The following is an 18,372-nucleotide window of genomic DNA, read 5'->3' on the forward strand; positions in this document are numbered from 1 at the left end:
TCCGCCGTGCCCGCAGTGCCACTGGTTTACCAGGTCACGGGCAGCGTCTCGGGTCCTCGGTTGACCGTGCCGACGCGCCAGGCGACCTGGTCGGGCGGGACGGCGAGCGCGAGGCCGGGGAAGCGGTCGAGCAGGGTGCCGAGCATGACCTCGGCCTCCATGCGTGCCAGTTGGGCGCCGGCGCAGTAGTGGGCGCCGTGACCGAAGGCCAGGTGCGGGGCCTCGTCGCGGTCGAGGTCGAGCCGGTCGGGGTCGGTGTAGACGCCCGGGTCGCGGTTGGCGGCCGGGTAGAACACGAAGACGGCCTCTCCCTCGCGGATGGTGACGCCGCCGACCTCGACGTCGGCGGTGGCGACGCGGGGCATGCCGACGCCGCCGCGCTGGGGGATGAAGCGCAGGAGTTCGTCGACGGCCCTGGGCAGCCGGGCCGGGTCGGCGCGGAGCTTGGCCGTCTGCTCGGGGTGGACGAGGAGCACGTACACCATGGTGGAGACGATGTTGCGGACGGCGTCGAGGCCGTTGAGGGTGAGCATCACGGTCATCGACACCAGTTCCGGGGTGCTGATCCCGCCGGCCTCGCGCGCCGCGGCGAGCTCGCTGACCAGGTCGTCGCCGGGGCGTGCGGCGCGGTGCCGGGCGAGGTCGGCGAAGTAGCCGGCGATCTCCTTCTTGACGGACTCGCCCTCGGCGGCGGTGGTGTCGTGCGAGAGGACCCCGGCCCGCCAGGCCTCGACGCGGTCGAGGTCGGCGGCGGGGACGCCGAGGAGTTCGGCGATGACGGTGGCGGACAGCGGGCCGACGAAGGTCTCGGCGAGGTCGGCGGGCGGGCCCGTCCGCAGGGTGCTCAGCGCGAGGGCGCCGGCCATCCGCTCGGTGTGCTCGCGCAGCGCGGTCATGCGGCGGCGGCCGAAGGTGGGGGCGATGAGCTTGCGCAGCCGGGTGTGGTCGGGCGGATCGGCGCGGCCGACGCCGCCGGCCGGGGCGAGGGTGTGCGGGGTCATGCTGGTGATGGGCCTGCCGACGGTGAGGGCCCGGCTCATCCGCGGGTCGGCGGAGACGGACTTGACGTCCTCGTAGCGGGTCACGAGCCAGGCGTGGCCCTCGCCGTGCGGCAGACGTACCCGGGCGACCGGCTCCTCGCGCAGGAGCCGGTGCGGCAGCGGGTCGAAGGTCGTGTCGGGCAGCGGGACCACGGCCCAGTCGTGGACGCCCGGGCCGTTCCCTTCGGTTGGGTTCATGGCGTGGGGGCCGTCTCCTCCGGGCGTCCGGCGTCGTGCCGGAGCGGGGTGATCTGTTCGATGTCGTAACGGATCCGGAGCTGTTCGACGGCCTCGTGGTCGACCGGTCCGCCCGCGCCGAGGATGCCCATCAGTTCCTCGAAGTAGTTCTCGTGGTAGGTGGGCGGTGCGACCTGGAAGAGCATGCGGGCGGGACGTCCGCCGAGGTTGGCGAAGGCGTGCGGGCAGCCGGGCGGGACGAGCATGAGCGTGCCGGGGGTGGCCCGCACGGGGCGCTGTCCGTCGGCCGAGCGCCAGCCGTACCAGCTGTCGGCGATGCGCACCTCGGGTTCGAAGGCGAGCACGTCGAGCTCGCCTTCGAGGAGGTAGAACAGCTCCTCGGCCCGGCCGTGGGTGTGCGCGCCGACGTCGAAGCCCGGCGGGACGACCACTTCGAAGGTGGAGGCGGTGGGGGTGTGTTCACCGGTGACCTTGAAGGTGACGTGCTGGGCGGGGGTGGACAGGGTCCTGCCCTCCCCCGGTGGCACGATCAGGCCGCTGAGGGTCATCGTCGCGTCGGTCCTCTCACCAGGTGACGGGCAGGGTCTCGGGGCCGCGGATCAGGGCGCCGCGCTGCCAGCGGATCTCCTCCTCGGGGACGGCGAGGCGCAGATCGGGGAAGCGGGTCCACAGGGTGTCGAGCAGGATCTCGGACTCGATGCGGGCCAGGGCGGAGCCGGGGCAGTAGTGCGGGCCGTGGCCGAAGGCGACGTGCGGGTTGTAGCCGCGGTCGAAGTCGAGCTTCTCCGGGTCGGGGAAGACGGAGGGGTCGCGGTTGGCGGTGAGGTACGAGACGTAGACGGGGTCTCCCTTGGCGATGGCGACGCCGCCGACCTCGACGTCCTCCATGGCGATCCGGGAGAGACCGACGGCGTTGCGGTGCGGGATGTAGCGCAGCAGCTCGTCGACGGCCGCCGGGAGCAGCTCGGGTTCGGCGCGCAGCCGGGCGAGGTGCTCGGGGTGGGTGAGCAGCGCGTAGACCATGTTGGCGCTGTTGTTGCGGACGGCGTGGGCCCCGCCGATCTGGATGAGGACGGCGAGGCCGACGGCCTCGTTCTCGTCGAGGGTGCCGTCGTCGACGGCGTCGGCGAGGACGGCGGCGAGCGTCTCCTTGCCGGTGCCGTGGTTGCGGCCGATGAGTTCGGTGAAGTACCGGGCCATCTCGCTCTTGGCGCGCTCGCTCGCCTCGCGGCCGGCGGCGGAGGAGATGATGGTGTCGGACCAGTTCGCCATGAGCGGCTGGTCGCCTTCGGGGACGCCCATGAGTTCGCTCACCATGGCGAGCGGGAAGGGCCGGTTGACCATCTCCATCAGGTCGGCGGGCGGGCCGTGCCGTTCGAGGCGGTCGAGGAGGCCGTCCATGACCTCCTGGGCGTGGTCGCGCAGGGAGCGCAGGGCGCGGGCGCTGAAGGCGCGGGCGACGACCCGGCGCATCCGGGTGTGGTCCGGCGGGTCGGCGAAGCCGACGGCGCCTTCCATGGGGATGAAGTGGGGGGCGAGCCGGGTGATGGAGCGGCCGTAGACGGCCTGGCGGCTGAAGCGGGGGTCGACGGAGACGAACTTGACGTCCTCGTAGCGGGTGACGAGCCAGGCGTGGCCCTCGCCGTGCGGGAGGCGCACCCGGGTGACGGGGTCCTCGTGGAGGAGCTTGGCGAGGAGCGGGTCGAAGGCGAGTCCGGTGAGGTCGGGGACGGCCCAGAAGTGCACCTGGGGGTCTTCCGTGTTCTCGGGGTTCTGCGTGGTCGTGGTCATGGAGCCACCGCCGCTGTCGTGGTGAGTGTCGTGGGGAGGGGGGTTGCGTCGGAAGGGTCGGGGGGCGTGCCGGTCCAGCGGCCGAGGGAGATCTCGGCGGTGATGCCGGGGCCGAAGCCGGCGATGAGGCCGGTGGCGCCGGGGGCGGCCCCGCCCTCGTCGAAGAGCCGGCGCAGGGCGTCGAGGACGACGGCGCTGGCGATGTTGCCGTACTCGGTGAGCGTGGCCCGGCTGAAGCGGAACATGCCGGGGACCACGTCGAGGTGTTTGCCGAGGTCGTCGAGGATGCGGGGGCCGCCGGCGTGGATGATGTAGAAGTCCTGGCGGCCGGCGTCCCGGCCGTGCCGGTCGGCGAGGTCGACGAGGGCGGGGGCGAGCTGCTCCATGGTGCCGGGGACGCGCTTGTCGAGCAGGAAGTGGAATCCGGTCTCGCGGACCTGGTAGGCGATCCACTCCTCGCTGTCGGGTACGAGGTGGGAGCCGTTGTGTTCGAGCAGGACGCCGGTGCCGCCGGAGCCGCGGACCACGGCGGCGGCGACGGCGTCGCCGAAGAGGCCGTTGGAGAGCAGGTTGCCGACGGTGAGGTCGGTGGGCTGGTAGCACAGGGAGCAGAACTCGCAGGCGACGATGAGCGCGTTGGCCCCGGGGTAGGCGGCGCAGAAGTCGTGGGCGCGGTTGATCGCCGCCCCGCCGGCCGCGCAGCCCAGCTGGGCGATGGGCAGCTGCCGGGTGTCGCTGCGGAAGCCGAGGTTGTTGATCATCCAGGCGGTGAGCGAGGGCATCATGAAGCCGGTGCACGAGACGTAGACGATGAGGTCGATGTCGCGGGCGTCGAGGCCGGCGTGGGCGAGGGCCTCGGCGACGACGGCGGGGACGCGTGCCTTGGCCTCGGTCTCGTAGGTGGCGTTGCGTGCCTCGAAGCCCGGGTGGGCGAGGGTGCGCTCGATCGGCTGCACCAGGTGCCGCTGGGCGACGCCCGTGTTCCCGATCAGGCGCAGCACGAGGGGCAGCTGCTCGTGGCCCGCGTGCAGGGTGCGGGCCAGATCGAGGGTCTCTTCCTGGGTGATCGTGTGCTCGGGCACGGCGACGGCAGGACGGCACAGGACAGGCATGGGGGTCCATTTCGTCCGGGGGGTGGGGAGTTGAGCCGGACGGGATCATCTTCGGTTCCCCCTTCCCGCCCGCAGCACCGTTCCTGCATCGTCGCGGACAATCACACCCGAATGTGTGATCTTCTCCGGACGTCCGTGACCTGCGGGATTCGCCGGGCGCGACGGCGGGCCCGGGGCCGCGGGGGCGTGCCGGGCGAGTGAAGAAAACCCGTCCCACCCTCTTGCCAACCCCCCGGTGCCGCCGGATTTACTGACCCCGGAAGGATCAACCGAATGATCGGTCGTCCGTTTTACGGCGGGCGGCGGGGCGGTACGCAACGGCAAGGGAGTGACGCATGAGCGAGCTGCTGGACGCGGGCGAGCGACTCGGACGCGAGGAGCTGGAGACGCTCCAGCTGGAACGGCTGCGCGCCACCCTGCGGCACGCCTACGACAACGTCGCGTTCTACCGGCACTCCTTCGACCGGGCCGGGGTGCGGCCCGAGGACTGCCGGACCCTCGCCGACCTGGCCCGCTTCCCCTTCACCGCCAAGGCCGATCTGCGCGCGCACTACCCCTTCGGCATGTTCGCCGTCGACCAGGCGCGGATCCGCCGCATCCACGCCTCCAGCGGGACGACCGGACAGCCCACCGTCGTCGGCTACACCGAACGCGACCTGGACACCTGGGCGGACGTCGTCGCCCGTTCGCTGCGCGCGGCCGGCGCCCGCCCCGGCCACAAGGTGCACGTGGCCTACGGTTACGGCCTGTTCACCGGCGGCCTCGGCGCGCACTACGGGGCCGAACGGCTCGGCTGTACGGTGATCCCCGCCTCGGGCGGCATGACGGCCCGCCAGGTCCGGCTCATCCAGGACTTCCGGCCCGAGATCATCATGGTGACCCCCTCGTACATGCTGACCCTCCTCGACGAGTTCGAGCGCCAGGGGATCGACCCGCGCACCACCTCCCTGAAGGTGGGCGTCTTCGGCGCCGAGCCCTGGACCGAGGAGATGCGCCGGGAGATCGAGGAGCGCTTCGCGCTCGACGCCGTCGACATCTACGGGCTCTCCGAGGTGATGGGCCCGGGCGTGGCGCAGGAGTGCGTGGAGACCAAGGACGGCCTGCACATCTGGGAGGACCACTTCTACCCCGAGATCGTCGACCCGATCACCGGCGAGGTGCTGCCCGACGGGGAGGAGGGCGAGCTGGTCTTCACCTCCCTGACCAAGGAGGCGATGCCGGTGATCCGCTACCGCACCCGCGACCTCACCCGGCTGCTGCCCGGCACCGCCCGGGTCTTCCGGCGCATGGAGAAGGTCACCGGACGCAGCGACGACATGGTGATCCTGCGCGGGGTGAACCTCTTCCCCACCCAGATCGAGGAGATCGTCCTGCGCACCCCCGGCGTCGCGCCCCACTTCCAGCTCCGGCTCACCCGCGAGGGCCGGCTCGACGCCCTGACGGTGCGGGCCGAGGCCCGGCCCGACGCGGGCCCGGAGCAGCGCGCGGAGGCGGTGCGGAGCATCGCGGCGGCGGTCAAGGACGGGATCGGGGTGTCGGTGGGCGTGGAGGTGGTCGACCCCGAGACGCTGGAGCGCTCGGTGGGGAAGATCAGGCGGATCGTCGACCTGCGGGGCGGCGCGTAGCCTGGAGGGAGGAGGTGGTTGCGATGCTGGCGGACTCCCCCATAGCCGCGATCATTCCGGTCGGCGACATGGCCCGTGCGAAGCGCTTCTACACCGAGACCCTCGGCCTCACGCTCACGAAGGAAGCACCCGAGGACACCCGGCTCACCACGGGCGGCACGACGATCGGTCTGTACGAGACCCCCTACGGCGGCAAGGCCGAGCACACCCTGGCGAGCTGGAAGGTCGAGGACCTCGACGCCGAGATGAAGGAGCTGCGCTCCAAGGGGGTCACGTTCGAGGACTACGACCTGCCGGGGCTCAAGACGGTCGACGGCGTGGTCGAGTCGGACACCATGCGGGGTGCCTGGTTCAAGGACAGCGAGGGGAACATCCTGTGCGTGATGGAGGAGCGCGAAGGCTGAGTCCCCCGCCCTCCCCCGTCCGTCACGTCACGAGGCGCCGAAGCGGTCGCGCAGCTCGCGCTTGAGGATCTTGCCGCTGGCGTTGCGGGGCAGCTCGTCCACGAACAGCACCCTCTTGGGCGCCTTGAAGTGGGCGAGCTTCTCCCGTGCGTGCGCGAGGAGTTCGGCCTCGGTCACCCGCTCGCGCGGGACGACGAAGGCGGTGACCGCCTCGATCCAGCGCTCGTCCGGGAGACCGACGACGGCGGCCTCGGCGACGGACGGGTGGGTGTAGAGGACGTCCTCTACCTGCCGGGAGGCGACGAGGACGCCCCCGGAGTTGATGACGTCCTTCACCCGGTCGACGACGGTGAGGTACCCCTCGGCGTCCCGCACCGCCAGGTCGCCCGAGTGGAACCAGCCGCCCCTGAACGCCTCCGCCGTCTCCTCCGGCTTGTCCCAGTACCCGGTGCACAACTGCGGTGATCGGTAGACGACTTCGCCCGGGGTGCCGGCCGGCGCGTCCTCGCCCCGCTCGTCGACGACCCGGGCCTGGACATGGCGGACCGGGCGGCCGCAGGAGTCCATCCGCCCCTCGTGCTCGTCCGGGCCGAGGACGGTGGCCAGCGGACCGATCTCGGACTGGCCGAAGCAGTTGTAGAAGCACAGCGAGGGCAGCCTTTCGCGCAGCCGCTCCAGGACGGGCACCGGCATGATCGAGGCGCCGTAGTAGGCCTTGCCCAGGGCGGAGAGCTCGCGGGTGGCGAAGCCGGGGTGGTCGGCGAGCCCGATCCACACGGTGGGCGGGGCGAACAGGCTGTCGCACCGCCCGGATTCGACCAGGTCGAAGAGGACGTCCGGGTCGGGCCCGTCGACGATGGTGTTCTCGGCGCCCACGGCCAGATAGGGCAGCAGGAAGACGTGCATCTGCGCCGAGTGGTAGAGCGGCAGCGAGTGCACCGGCCGGTCGTCCTGGTGCAGGTCGAGGGCGTCGATCGCGCTCGCGTACTCGTGGGTGAGGGCCCGGTGCGCCATCATCGCGCCCTTGGGCAGGGCGGTGGTGCCCGAGGTGTACAGCAGCTGCACGAGGTCGCTCGGGTCGCTGTCCGACACGTACGGCCGTGGCGCGGCGAGCGCCGCGAGCAGCGAGTCCTCGGCGTCCCGCAGGTGCCGTACGGGGATGTCGTCCGGGACGCGTCCGGCGAGGGAGGGGTCGGCGAGGACCAGGGAGCTGCCCGACTGGCGCAGGATGTAGTCGAGGTCCCCGCCGGTGAGGTGCTGGTTGACCGGCACGTGCACGAGGCCGGCCCGGGCGCAGGCGAGGAAGGCGATCAGACAGGCGTCCGAGTTGTGGGCGTAGGTCGCCACCCTGTCCCCCCGCGCGAGGCCGCCGTCCGGGTCCCGCAGCACGGCGGCGGCCGTGGAGACGGCGGCGTCGAGTTCGGCGTAGGTCCAGGTCCGGTCCGCGTAGCGCAGGGCGGTCCGGCCGGGGGCGCGCCGGGCGCTCGCGCGCAGCACGTCGTCGACGGTCCCGGAGAGCAGCGCGCGTTCCAGTCGTCCCAGTTGCTCCAGTCGCTCCATGGACGCCGATCCTGGGCGGGGCGGGGCAGGGCGGTCAAGTACCTCGGATACCGAACGGGATGTTGACAAAGCAAGCGCTCAGCTGAGTGCATGGCCCAACCCGTATGCACGGCACACCCGTTGGGAGGCACCTTGCACCTCCGCACCTTGTTCCCCGTCCGGTTCAGACGCCTTGCGCTGGTCGGCGCGGCGTTCGCGACCGTCACCGCCTCGCTGCCCGCCGCCGCGGTCGCCGACGCCGGCGACCGCGGCCACCACCCCGCGGACCGGGGTCTTTCGGCCGTCATCCGCTACACCGAATACGGCATCCCGCACATCGTCGCCACGAGCTACGCGGACCTCGGCTTCGGCACCGGCTGGGCGCAGGCCGCGGACCAGGTCTGCGTCCTCGCCGACGGCTTCGTGACCGTGGCCGGCGAGCGCTCGCGGTACTTCGGCGCCGACGCCGCACCGGACGGGTCCCTGTCCTCGGCGACGAAGAACCTCTCCAGCGACCTGTTCTTCCGCGGGGTCCGGGAGGCGGGCACGGTCGAGGCGCTGCTCGCGACGCCCGCGCCGGCCGGCCCCGGTCGGCAGGCGAAGGAGCTGATGCGCGGCTGGGCGGCCGGGTACAACGCGTGGCTGCGGAAGAACCGCGTCACCGACCCGGCCTGCGCCGGAGCCGACTGGGTCCGCCCGGTCACCGAGCTCGACGTGGCACGGCGCGGCTGGGCGGTCTCCGTGCTCGGCGGCCAGGGGCGTGCCGTGGACGGCATCACGGCCGCGAAGCCGCCGGCCGCGACCGCCGGGCCCGTCGCCGGAACCGCCGCCCCGGACACCCCGGACCCCGGGCGCACGGCAGAAGCGGCCCGCGCCCTGTTCGCCGCCGAGAACGCCACCATGGGGTCCAACGCCGTCGCCTTCCACGGCTCCACCACGGCGGGCGGGGGCGGGCTGCTGCTCGGCAACCCGCACTACCCCTGGCAGGGCGGGCGGCGCTTCTGGCAGTCCCAGCAGACCATCCCGGGCGAGCTGAACGTCTCCGGCGCCTCGCTGCTCGGCACCAGCCTCGTCAGCATCGGCTTCAACGCCAAGGTGGCCTGGAGCCACACCGTCGCCACCGGCGTCCCGCTCAGTCTGCACCAGCTCTCCCTCGACCCGGCCGACCCCACCGCGTACCTCGTGGACGGCAGGCCGGAGCGGATGACCCCGCGCAGCGTCACCGTCCAGGTCAAGGGCGGCGACCCGGTCACCCGCACCCAGTGGTGGACCCGGTACGGGCCGGTGGTGTCCGGGCTCGGGGCGCAGCTGCCCCTGCCGTGGACCACGACGACGGCCTACGCGCTGAACGACCCCAACGCCGCCAACCTGCGGGCCACCGACACCGCGCTCGGCTTCGCCAGGTCCGGCTCCACGCAGGGGCTCGCCGAGACGCTGCGGCGCACCCAGGGCCTGCCGTGGGTGAACACGATCGCCGCCGACTCCTCGGGGCACACCCTGTTCACCCAGGCGCAGCTGCTGCCGCGGATCACCGACGAGCTGGCCCAGCGCTGCTCCACTCCGCTCGGCCGGGTCACCTACCCGTCCTCCGGTGTCGCGGTGCTCGACGGCTCGCGCGGCGACTGCGCGCTCGGCTCGGACCCGGACGCGGTGCAGCCGGGGGTCTTCGGGCCCGCGCGGATGCCGGTGCTGCGGGACGCCCCGTACGTGGAGAACTCCAACGACAGCGCCTGGTTGGCCAACGCCGAACAGCCGGTCACCGGCTACGAGCGGATCTTCGGCACCGTCGGCACCCCGCGCTCGCTGCGCACCCGCGGCGCCGTGGAGGACGTGGCGGCCATGGCGGAGCGCGGCGGCCTCACCGTGGCCGACCTGCAGCGCCAGCAGTTCGCGAACCGCGTCCCCGCCGGCGATCTGGCGGCGGCCGACGCGGCCCGGGCCTGCTCCGCGGTCCTCGCGGACGATCCCGAGGCGTGCCGGGTGATCGGCGCCTGGGACCGCACCGTGGACACCGGCAGCCGGGGCGCGCTGCTCTTCGACCGCTTCTGGCGCAGGTTCACGGGCACGGCGAAGCCGGCCGACCAGTGGAAGGTGCCGTTCTCGGCGGCCGACCCGGTCCGCACGCCCCACACCCTGAACACCGACTCCCCCGCCTTCGCCCAGGCGCTCAGGGACGCGGTGGCGGAGCTGCGCGCCGCGGGGATCGCGCTCGACGCGCCGCTCGGACAGCACCAGTTCGTGGTGCGCAACGGGGTGCGCATCCCGGTGGGCGGCGGCACCGAGGCGCTGGGCGTCTGGAACAAGACGGAGCCCGTGTGGAATCCGGCGGGCGGCGGCTACACGGAGGTCGCGCACGGCAGCAGCCATGTCCAGGCCGTGGGCTGGGACGGCGGCCGGTGCCCGGTGGCCCGCACCCTCCTGACGTACTCCCAGTCCTCGAACCCCGAATCGCCGCACTACAGCGACCAGACGGCCCTGTACTCCGGCGAGCGCTGGGTGACCTCCCGGTTCTGCGAGCGGGACATCCTGCGCTCCCCGGAGCTCCGGATCGTGGTCGTCAGGGGCTGAACGACAGGAAGACGAAGGCGGCGAAGATCGACAGGTGGACGCCGCCCTGGAGCAGGGTGGCCCGTCCGGGCACCACGGTCAGGGCGCTCACCACGGCGGTGAGCACGAGCAGCACCATGTGGAGGGCGCCCAGGCCGAGCACGAGGGGGCCGGAGAGCCAGATCGAGGCGAGCGCGATCGACGGGATGGTCAGGCCGATGCTGGCGATGGCGGAGCCGTAGGCCAGGTTCATGCTGGTCTGCATCCGGTCCCGGCGGGCCGCGCGCACGGCGGCGAGGGTCTCGGGGAGCAGCACCATCAGGGCGATGACGACACCGACGACGGCCTTGGGCAGGCCCGCGGACTCGACGCCGTCCTCGATGGTGGGCGAGACCAGCTTGGCGTTGCCGACGACGGCGACCAGGGCGACCACGAGCAGGCCGAGGCTGATCCACATCTCGCGGGAGGTGGGCGGCTCGGCGTGCTCGTCCTCGGACTCGCCGCCGTCCCGGTCGGGCCGCGGCACCGGCAGGAAGTAGTCGCGGTGCCGGACCGTCTGGACGGCGACGAACACCCCGTACAGGCAGAGGGAGGCGACGGCGGCGAAGGCCAGCTGGGCGGTGGAGAACTCGGGGCCCGGGTGGCTGGTGGTGAAGGCCGGCAGGACCAGGGTCATGGTGGCGAGGGTGCAGACGGTGGCGAGCGCGCCCCCGGAGCCCTCCGCGTTGAACACGGCGACCCGGTTGCGCAGCGCGGCGACCAGGAGCGAGAGGCCGACGATGCCGTTGCACGTGATCATGACGGCGGCGAAGACGGTGTCCCGGGCGTAGGTGGCGGTCTTGTCGCCGCCTCCGGCCATCAGGGTGACGATCAGTCCGACCTCGATGACGGTGACGGCGACCGCGAGGACGAGGGAGCCATAGGGCTCGCCGACCCGGTGGGCGACCACCTCGGCATGGTGGACGGCGGCGAGCACCGCGGCGAAGAGGCAGACCGCGATGAGGGCCACCGCGAAGCCGGGCAGGTCGCGCCCCCAGCCGAGGGCGAGGCCCACCGCGGCGACGATCGGCCCCCAGGTGGTCCACTGGCGTGTCAGTGCTGCGGTGCTCGAACTCATGCCCTGAATCCTGCCACAAAGGGCGGATTCTCCCTCGTGGCGTCGGAGCCGCGCCGCGTACGCCGCGCTCCGGCCGTCGAACTGACGCGGGCTCAGGATCCGTCAGAGCGGGCGGTCGTGGCCTTCCCAGTACGGATCGCGCAGCCGGCGCTTGTAGAGCTTTCCGTTGGGGTCGCGGGGCATGACCGTGATGAAGTCCACGGACTTCGGGCGTTTGTAGCCGGCGAGCCGGCCCTCGCAGTGGGCCAGGATGTCGGCGGCGAGCGCGGGCCCCGGCTCGTGGCCCTCCGCCGCCTCGACGACCGCCTTGACCTCCTCGCCCCAGTCGGCGTGCGGGATCCCGAAGGCGGCGGCGTCGGCGACGGCGGGATGGGCGAGGAGCGCGGCCTCGATCTCGGCGGGGTAGATGTTCACCCCGCCCGAGATGATCATGTCGATCTTGCGGTCGCGGAGGAAGAGGTAGCCGTCCTCGTCGAGGACGCCGAGGTCGCCGACGGTGAAGAAGTCCCCGATCCGGCTCGACCGCGTCTTGGCCTCGTCGCCGTGGTAGCGGAAGCCGCCGGTGCTCATCTTCATGTACACGGTGCCCAGCTGCCCCGCCGGCAGCCGCTTGCCGTCGTCGTCGAAGACGGCGAGCTCGCTGATGGGCCAGGCGCGGCCGACGGTGCCGGGCTTCTTCAGCCAGTCCTCCGCGGTGGCGAAGGCGCCGCCGCCCTCGCTGGCCGCGTAGTACTCCTCGACGCACGTCCCCCACCAGTCGATCATCGCCCGCTTGACGTGGTCGGGGCAGGGCGCGGCGCCGTGGATGGCGTGCCGCATGGAGGAGACGTCGTAGCGGTTCCTGGTCTCCTCGGGCAGCGCGAGCAGCCGGTGGAACTGGGTGGGCACCATGTGGGTGTGGGTGCAGCGGTGGGTGTCGATGAGCCGCAGCATCTCCTCGGGGGTCCACTTGTCCATGAGGACGAGCGGGTGCCCGATGTGCAGCGCGGCTCCGGCGAACTGGAGCACGGCCGTGTGGTAGAGCGGCGAGCAGACCAGGTGCACGTTCCCGTCGAAGGGGCGGATGCCGAAGATGCCGAGGAAGCCGCCGAGGTAGGTCTCCTCCGGGAGTTTTCCGGGCAGCGGCCTGCGGATGCCCCGGGGGCGGCCGGTGGTGCCCGAGGTGTAGTTCATGACCCAGCCGAGGGTGCGGTCGTCGGGCGCCGACGCGGGCCGGCCGTCGAGGAGTTCGGCGTACGGGCGGAATCCGGGGAGCTCGCCGACCGCGTAGCGGTGGCTCGCGGGCAGGCGGGCCTCGTCGGCGGCCTGGGCGGCGGCCTCGGCGAAGCGCTCGTGGGCGATGAGGACCTTGGCGCCGGAGTCGGAGACGATCCAGGCGATCTCGGGGCCGACCAGGTGGTGGTTGACCGGGACGAGGTAGAAGCCGGCCTGGGCGGCGGCGAGATAGGCGGTGAGGAAGGCGACCCCGTTGGGCAGCACGACGGCGAAGGCGTCGCCGCGCTCCATCCCCGCGGCGCGCAGACCGTGGACGAGCCGGTTGACGTCCGCGTGCAGGCGCCCGGCGGTCCACTCCTCGCCGTCGGGTGCGACCAGGACGACACGGGCCGGGTCGGCGGCGGCCTGCGACCAGAATCCGTTGGGCTGCTGCTGTTCGGTCATCAGACGCTCCTGCCGGCGATGCGGTTGATCCGGTCGATCGCCTTCTCGAAGCCGCGGGTGAGCTCGTCGAAGACCTGCTGGACGCTGCGCTCGGAGTTCATCCGGCCGACGATCTGGCCGACGGGGGTGCCGAGCAGCGGCGCGACCTCGTACTTCTGGATCCGGGAGACGGCATCGGCGACGAGGAGGCCCTGGAGCGGCATGGGCAGCGTCCCGGGGCCGGCGGGATCGTCCCAGGCGTCGGTCCACTCGGTGCGCAGCTGGCGGGCGGGCTTGCCGGTCAGGGCGCGGGAGCGGACGGTGTCCCCGGAGCCCGCGGCGAGGAGCTTGGCGGTGAGGGCGCGGGAGTGGAGCTCGGCCTCGGTGGTGGTGAGCCAGAGGGAGCCGAGCCAGACGCCCTGGGCGCCGAGGGCGAGCCCGGCGGCGATCTGCTCTCCGCTGCCGATGCCGCCGGCGGCGAGGACGGGCAGGGGGGCGACGGCCTCGACGACCTCGGGGGTGAGCACCATGGAGGCGATCTCCCCGGTGTGGCCGCCGGCCTCGTAGCCCTGGGCGACGACGATGTCGATGCCGGCGTCGGCGTGGTGGCGGGCGTGCCGGGCGCTGCCGGCGAGGGCGGCGACGAGCACGCCCTGGGCGTGGGCGCGCTCGACGACGTCGGCGGGCGGCGAGCCGAGGGCGTTGGCCAGGAGCCTGATGGGGTAGTCGAAGGCGACGTCGAGCTGGCTCCGGGCGACCTGCTCCATCCAGCCGGTGATGCGCCAGCCGGAGGCCTCGCCCTCGGCGAGCTCGGGGACGCCGTGCTTGGCGAGGGTGGCGCGGACGAACTCCCGGTGTCCCTCCGGGATCATCGCCTCCACGTCGGCCTCGCTGACCCCCTCGACCTTTTTGGCGGGCATCACCACGTCGAGGCCGTAGGGCAGTCCGTCGGTGTGTTCCTGCATCCAGTCGAGGTCGCGGGCGAGCTCGTCCGGCGCGGTGTAGCGGACCGCGCCGAGGACGCCGAATCCGCCGGCTCTGGTGATGGCGGCGGCCACCGCGGGGAAGGGCGTGAAGCCGAAGATGGCGTGCTCGATCCCCAGTGTGCGACTCAGCTCCGTCTTCATGGGCGGCAGGATGCCGCAGCGGCCCTGCCGAGGGAAGAGATTTTCTGATGCAGTGTCAGATTTCTTGGCCTCCCGCGCGCTTCCCCGACTCACGTCCCCTCCGGTAGGAAAGTTTCAGATCTTGCCGGAGTGGCCGGAGTTTTCTTTCAGGGAGCGGTGAGAGAGGGTGGGCATGACGGAGGAGTCGGGGAACGGCGCGGCGAACGCGTCGAGGACGGGCAGCCGGGCACCGAGCCGCCGCGCTTTCGGCGGTGGCGCCCTCGCCCTGGGAGGTGCGCTGATGATCGGTACGGTGCCGGGGGCCGCGGCCGCGCCCGGGCCCGGCTCCGGCGGCGGAGGCCCGACCGCGCCGGCCGGCGGGCCCGACCGCGCGCGGCGCACCACGCTGCGGCACGGCTCGGCCGAGCAGGCCGGACTGCTGCCCGCGCACCTGGACCGGCTGGTCGCCGACGCCGAGTCCTACCTCCACCCCTCGCCCGAGCACCCCTGGTACGCGGGCGCGGTGCTGCTCGCCGGGCGCGGCGGGACGGTCGCACTGCACCACCCGATCGGTATGGCCGTGCGCTACGCGTCGTACGACGAGAGGACCGACACCGGCGTCGAACTCCCGGCGGACCGGCGGATCCCGATGGCCGAGGACACCGTCTTCGACCTCGCCTCGGTCTCCAAGCTCTTCACCTCCATCCTGGCGGTGCAGCAGATCGAGCGGGGCGCGCTGGCCCTGGAGGAGCGGGTCACGACGTACCTCCCGGAGTTCGGGGGACCGACGGGGGCCGGGGGCAAGCGGGAGATCACGGTCCGTCAGCTGCTCACCCACACCTCGGGGTTCCGCGCCTGGATCCCCCTGTACAAGGAGCCGACCCGGGAGGGCCGGCTGCGGCTGCTGTGGAACGAGGTGCCGGCGAACCCCCCGGGCACGGTCTACCTCTACTCCGACCTCAATCTGATCACGCTCCAGCTGATCCTGGAGGAGATCACCGCTCACCCCCTGGATGCACTGCTCCGAACCGAGATCACCGCTCCGCTCGGGATGCACCGCACACGCTTCAACCCGCCGCCCTCCTGGCGCCCGTCGATCGCCGCCACCGAGGACGCCCGCGCGCCCTGGTCCGGACTGGACCGCGGCATGGTGTGGGGCGAGGTCCACGACGAGAACGCGTACGGCATGGGCGGGATCGCCGGCCACGCCGGGGTCTTCTCCACCGCCTGGGACCTCGCCGTCCTCGCCCGGACGCTGCTCAACGGCGGGGCGTACGGCGACGCCCGCATCCTCTCCCCCGCCTCGGTGGAGCTGATGTTCACCGACTTCAACACCGCCTTCCCCGGCGACGAACACGGCCTCGGCTTCGAGCTCTACCAGCACTGGTACATGGGCGCGATGGCCACCCCGCGCACCGCGGGCCACACCGGATTCACGGGCACCAGCCTGGTCCTGGACCCCACCACCGACACCTTCCTCGTGGTCCTCGGCAACTCCGTGCACCCCGTGCGCACCTGGCGCTCCGGCTCCGCCCCGCGCGTCACCGCCGCCGACCACCTGGCACGCGCGGTACCGGTCCACCCGGCGCGCGGGCGCACGGCCTGGTTCTCCGGCATGGCGAGCGACACCACCGCCACCCTCACCCTGCCCGCCGTCCCCGGCGCCGCCCGCCTCACCTGTGCCCTGTGGTGGGACACCGAGCCCGGCACCGACGCCGCCCACCTGGAGACCTCCGCCGACGGCGGCGCGACCTGGCGCCCGCTGCCCTTCACCACCGGCTCCGGCGACCCGCACCCCGCGGGCACGGCGAGCGGCTGGTCGGGCCGCACCTGGCACACGGTCACGGCCGAGCTGCCGGCCCCGTCGAAGACCCCCCTCCGGCTGCGCTGGCGCTACTCGACCGACCGCCGGTACGTCGGGCGGGGCGTGTACGTGGACGCCCTGCGCGTCCTGGACGCCACGGGAAAGCCCGTGTTCGACGAGGCCCGCCCCGCGGACGGGTCACGGATCGAGGCGGCGGGCTGGGTCAGGTCGGCGGACTAGGCCGTGTACGGAAATCGGCGCCGTCTGCCCGCAGGGCGGGACGTTCCGGACCCGGCCTAGGGGCCCTGGCCGGAAGGGGGCTCCGGCTGCGGACGCCCCGCCGCCTCGCGCAGGGCGTCGAGGACCGGTCGGATCAGCGGGTGCTCCTCCGCCCCGCGGCGGACCGCGGCGAACACGCGGCGGGTGGGGGCGACCCCGTCGACCGGGCGCACGACCACACCGGTGAGGTCGGTGCCGCGCAGTGCGGAGCGGGGCACCAGGGCCACGCCCGCACCCGCCGCGGCGAGGGCGACGACCGCGCGGAAGTCGTCGGAGACATGGGCGAAGCCGGGGGCGAAACCCGCGTACTCGCAGGCCAGGACGGTGACGTCATGGCAGGGATTGCCGGTGGACTGGCCGATCCAGGGGTCCTTGGCCAGCTCGGCGAGGGAGATCCGCTCGCGGTCCGCGTAGGGATGGCCCGGTGGCAGCACGGCGTCGAACGGCTCCGCGTACAGCGGTACGCGGGTGAGACGGGCGTCGTCCTCGCCGGGCGCCCCGCGGTACTCGACGGCGACCGCGACGTCCACCTGCCGGTCCAGCACCATGAGCAGGCTCTCGTCGCCCTCGGCGTCGCGGACCCGCACCCGGATGCCGGGCGCGTTCTCGGCGAGGGAGCCGATGGCGGGGGCGACGACCAGGCCGATGCCGGTGGCGAACGCGGCCACCGTCACCGTGCCGGCCTCGCCCGAGCCGTACGCCGCCAGTTCGGCCTCGGCCCGCTCCAGCTGGGCGAGCACGGCGTTGGCGTGGCTCAGCAGGATCTCGCCGGCCGGGGTGAGCCGCACGCCCCGGGCGCTTCGGTCCACCAGGCGGTGACCGGTCTCCTGCTCCAGGGCGGCGAGCTGCTGGGAGACCGCGGACGGGGTGAGGTAGAGCGCGGCGGCAGCCGCCGTGACGGTACGGTGGTCGGCCACCGCCCGGAGGATGTGCAGCCGCCGCGCTTCGATCATGCCCCTAGTTTCGCAGGGCGTCCCGGGCCTCGACGAACGCGTCCACCGCGCGGTGCACGTCGTCCGTGGAGTGGGCGGCCGACAGCTGCACGCGGATGCGGGCCTGGCCCTGCGGCACGACCGGGTACGAGAAGCCGATCACGTAGACACCGCGCTCCAGGAGCAGCTCCGCCATCCGTCCCGCCTCGGCGGCGTCGCCGATCATGACGGGGGCGATCGCGTGGTCGCCGGGGAGGATGTCGAAGCCGGCCTCGGTCATGCGGGAGCGGAACAGCGCCGTGTTGGCGTTGAGGCGCTCGCGCAGGTCGCCGGCGGACTCCAGCAGGTCGAGGACCTTGAGGGAGGCGGCGGCGATGACCGGGGCGAGGGTGTTGGAGAACAGGTACGGGCGGGAGCGCTGGCGCAGCAGGGCGACGATCTCGGCGCGGGCAGCGACATAGCCGCCGGAGGCGCCGCCGAGGGCCTTGCCGAGGGTGCCGGTGATGATGTCGACGCGGTCCATCACGCCGTGCAGCTCGGGGGTGCCGCGGCCGCCGGGGCCGACGAATCCGACGGCGTGCGAGTCGTCGACCATCACCATGGCGTCGTAGCGCTCGGCCAGGTCGCAGATCTCGTCGAGCGGGGCGACGTAGCCGTCCATGGAGAAGACGCCGTCGGTGACGATCAGCTTGCGCCGGGCGCCGCCCTCGTTCGCCTCCTTGAGCTGCTGCTCCAGGTCGGCCATGTCGCGGTTGGCGTAGCGGAAGCGGCGCGCCTTGGAGAGGCGGATGCCGTCGATGATGGAGGCGTGGTTGAGGGCGTCGGAGATGACGGCGTCCTCGGGGCCGAGGATCGTCTCGAAGACACCGCCGTTGGCGTCGAAGCAGGAGGAGTAGAGGATCGTGTCCTCCTGGCCGAGGAAGGAGGACAGCCGCGCCTCCAGCTCCTTGTGGACCTCCTGGGTGCCGCAGATGAAGCGGACCGAGGCCATGCCGTAGCCCCAGCGGTCGAGCGCCTCGTGGGCGGCGGCGATCACCTCGGGGTGGTCGGCCAGGCCCAGGTAGTTGTTGGCGCAGAAGTTGAGCACCTCGCCGGGGCGGCCGCCCGAGGTGACCGCGACGGTCGCCGACTGGGGGGTGCCGATGACGCGCTCGGGCTTGTGGAGGCCGGCCTGCTTGATCTCTTCGAGGGTGGTGCGGAGGTCGTCGCGTACGGAATCGAACATGGGGAGTGCAGCTCC

General features: G+C 72.8%; 14 protein-coding genes. 4 read left to right on the plus strand and 10 right to left on the minus strand.

The window, feature by feature from the left end; translation table 11 throughout:
* Nucleotides 1-26: 26 nt before the first annotated feature.
* The 4 genes from ACH414_RS30750 to ACH414_RS30765 are packed head-to-tail and all read right to left on the minus strand — an operon-like array spanning nt 27 to nt 4,141.
* Nucleotides 27-1,238, minus strand: a complete 1,212-nt coding sequence (locus ACH414_RS30750) for a cytochrome P450 (RefSeq protein ID WP_398944291.1) — start codon at nt 1,236-1,238, stop codon at nt 27-29.
* Entirely contained in the window at nt 1,235-1,786 is a 552-nt protein-coding gene (locus ACH414_RS30755; RefSeq protein ID WP_382541302.1) for a cupin domain-containing protein, read from the minus strand. Before ACH414_RS30755 ends, ACH414_RS30750 begins: the two co-directional genes overlap by 4 nt.
* Nucleotides 1,787-1,802: 16 nt before the next feature.
* Nucleotides 1,803-3,029, minus strand: coding sequence for a cytochrome P450 (locus tag ACH414_RS30760; RefSeq protein WP_382541305.1), 1,227 nt, complete (start codon nt 3,027-3,029; stop codon nt 1,803-1,805).
* Nucleotides 3,026-4,141, minus strand: coding sequence for a type III polyketide synthase (locus ACH414_RS30765; protein WP_398944293.1), 1,116 nt, complete (start codon nt 4,139-4,141; stop codon nt 3,026-3,028). The genes ACH414_RS30760 and ACH414_RS30765 overlap by 4 nt, the downstream gene beginning before the upstream one ends.
* 335 nt (nt 4,142-4,476) lie before the next feature.
* Between ACH414_RS30765 and paaK the strand changes: the two genes are divergently transcribed.
* The gene (paaK, locus tag ACH414_RS30770; protein ID WP_386568894.1) at nt 4,477-5,766 is read left to right on the plus strand and encodes a phenylacetate--CoA ligase PaaK; all 1,290 of its coding nucleotides are present in this window, start codon (nt 4,477-4,479) and stop codon (nt 5,764-5,766) included.
* Nucleotides 5,767-5,789: 23 nt separating this feature from the next.
* Nucleotides 5,790-6,170 carry a VOC family protein gene (locus ACH414_RS30775; RefSeq protein ID WP_382541315.1) on the plus strand — a complete coding sequence of 127 codons (381 nt, stop codon included), beginning with the start codon at nt 5,790-5,792 and terminating at the stop codon, nt 6,168-6,170.
* 27 nt (nt 6,171-6,197) lie between these two features.
* On the opposite strand, the gene ACH414_RS30780 is transcribed toward ACH414_RS30775, so the two are convergent.
* A complete protein-coding gene (locus ACH414_RS30780) occupies nt 6,198-7,730 on the minus strand; it encodes a fatty acyl-CoA synthetase (protein WP_398944295.1) in 1,533 nt (510 codons plus the stop codon).
* Nucleotides 7,731-7,820: 90 nt separating this feature from the next.
* On the opposite strand from ACH414_RS30780, the gene ACH414_RS30785 reads away from it, so the two are divergent.
* On the plus strand, nt 7,821-10,277 hold the full coding sequence (locus tag ACH414_RS30785; RefSeq protein WP_398944297.1) for a penicillin acylase family protein: 2,457 nt from the start codon (nt 7,821-7,823) through the stop codon (nt 10,275-10,277).
* On the opposite strand, the gene ACH414_RS30790 is transcribed toward ACH414_RS30785, so the two are convergent.
* From ACH414_RS30790 to ACH414_RS30800, 3 genes are all read right to left on the minus strand, one after another.
* Complete coding sequence (locus ACH414_RS30790) at nt 10,267-11,373, minus strand: calcium:proton antiporter (protein WP_382541324.1); 1,107 nt, start codon at nt 11,371-11,373, stop codon at nt 10,267-10,269. The genes ACH414_RS30785 and ACH414_RS30790 overlap by 11 nt on opposite strands.
* Before the next feature lie 102 nt (nt 11,374-11,475).
* The gene (locus tag ACH414_RS30795) at nt 11,476-13,032 is read right to left on the minus strand and encodes an acyl-CoA synthetase (protein ID WP_398944299.1); all 1,557 of its coding nucleotides are present in this window, start codon (nt 13,030-13,032) and stop codon (nt 11,476-11,478) included.
* The gene (locus tag ACH414_RS30800) at nt 13,032-14,138 is read right to left on the minus strand and encodes an NAD(P)H-dependent flavin oxidoreductase (RefSeq protein WP_398944301.1); all 1,107 of its coding nucleotides are present in this window, start codon (nt 14,136-14,138) and stop codon (nt 13,032-13,034) included. The genes ACH414_RS30795 and ACH414_RS30800 overlap by 1 nt, the downstream gene beginning before the upstream one ends.
* 172 nt (nt 14,139-14,310) lie before the next feature.
* Between ACH414_RS30800 and ACH414_RS30805 the strand changes: the two genes are divergently transcribed.
* Nucleotides 14,311-16,161: a serine hydrolase gene (locus ACH414_RS30805; RefSeq protein WP_391768766.1), complete on the plus strand. Its 1,851-nt coding sequence runs from the start codon at nt 14,311-14,313 to the stop codon at nt 16,159-16,161.
* A gap of 56 nt (nt 16,162-16,217) precedes the next feature.
* Here ACH414_RS30805 and ACH414_RS30810 read toward each other — a convergent pair whose 3' ends face one another.
* Nucleotides 16,218-17,153, minus strand: a complete 936-nt coding sequence (locus ACH414_RS30810) for a LysR family transcriptional regulator (RefSeq protein ID WP_382541335.1) — start codon at nt 17,151-17,153, stop codon at nt 16,218-16,220.
* Between the two features lie 4 nt (nt 17,154-17,157).
* Entirely contained in the window at nt 17,158-18,357 is a 1,200-nt protein-coding gene (locus ACH414_RS30815; RefSeq protein WP_391768767.1) for a glycine C-acetyltransferase, read from the minus strand.
* Nucleotides 18,358-18,372: the final 15 nt, after the last annotated feature.

Origin of the sequence: Streptomyces sp. NPDC020422, from assembly GCF_044386705.1 — a bacterium.
Lineage (GTDB): Bacteria > Actinomycetota > Actinomycetes > Streptomycetales > Streptomycetaceae > Streptomyces.

What these genes read in the sequence shown, in the direction of transcription:
- ACH414_RS30805 (WP_391768766.1), top strand. Translation starts at nt 14,311, where the DNA reads ATGACGGAGGAGTCGGGGAACGGCGCGGCGAACGCGTCGAGGACGGGC.
- ACH414_RS30760 (WP_382541305.1), bottom strand. Translation starts at nt 3,029, where the DNA reads ATGACCACGACCACGCAGAACCCCGAGAACACGGAAGACCCCCAGGTG.
- ACH414_RS30755 (WP_382541302.1), bottom strand. Translation starts at nt 1,786, where the DNA reads ATGACCCTCAGCGGCCTGATCGTGCCACCGGGGGAGGGCAGGACCCTG.
- ACH414_RS30795 (WP_398944299.1), bottom strand. Translation starts at nt 13,032, where the DNA reads ATGACCGAACAGCAGCAGCCCAACGGATTCTGGTCGCAGGCCGCCGCC.
- ACH414_RS30810 (WP_382541335.1), bottom strand. Translation starts at nt 17,153, where the DNA reads ATGATCGAAGCGCGGCGGCTGCACATCCTCCGGGCGGTGGCCGACCAC.
- ACH414_RS30785 (WP_398944297.1), top strand. Translation starts at nt 7,821, where the DNA reads ATGGCCCAACCCGTATGCACGGCACACCCGTTGGGAGGCACCTTGCAC.
- ACH414_RS30780 (WP_398944295.1), bottom strand. Translation starts at nt 7,730, where the DNA reads ATGGAGCGACTGGAGCAACTGGGACGACTGGAACGCGCGCTGCTCTCC.
- ACH414_RS30790 (WP_382541324.1), bottom strand. Translation starts at nt 11,373, where the DNA reads ATGAGTTCGAGCACCGCAGCACTGACACGCCAGTGGACCACCTGGGGG.
- ACH414_RS30765 (WP_398944293.1), bottom strand. Translation starts at nt 4,141, where the DNA reads ATGCCTGTCCTGTGCCGTCCTGCCGTCGCCGTGCCCGAGCACACGATC.
- ACH414_RS30815 (WP_391768767.1), bottom strand. Translation starts at nt 18,357, where the DNA reads ATGTTCGATTCCGTACGCGACGACCTCCGCACCACCCTCGAAGAGATC.
- paaK (WP_386568894.1), top strand. Translation starts at nt 4,477, where the DNA reads ATGAGCGAGCTGCTGGACGCGGGCGAGCGACTCGGACGCGAGGAGCTG.
- ACH414_RS30800 (WP_398944301.1), bottom strand. Translation starts at nt 14,138, where the DNA reads ATGAAGACGGAGCTGAGTCGCACACTGGGGATCGAGCACGCCATCTTC.
- ACH414_RS30775 (WP_382541315.1), top strand. Translation starts at nt 5,790, where the DNA reads ATGCTGGCGGACTCCCCCATAGCCGCGATCATTCCGGTCGGCGACATG.
- ACH414_RS30750 (WP_398944291.1), bottom strand. Translation starts at nt 1,238, where the DNA reads ATGAACCCAACCGAAGGGAACGGCCCGGGCGTCCACGACTGGGCCGTG.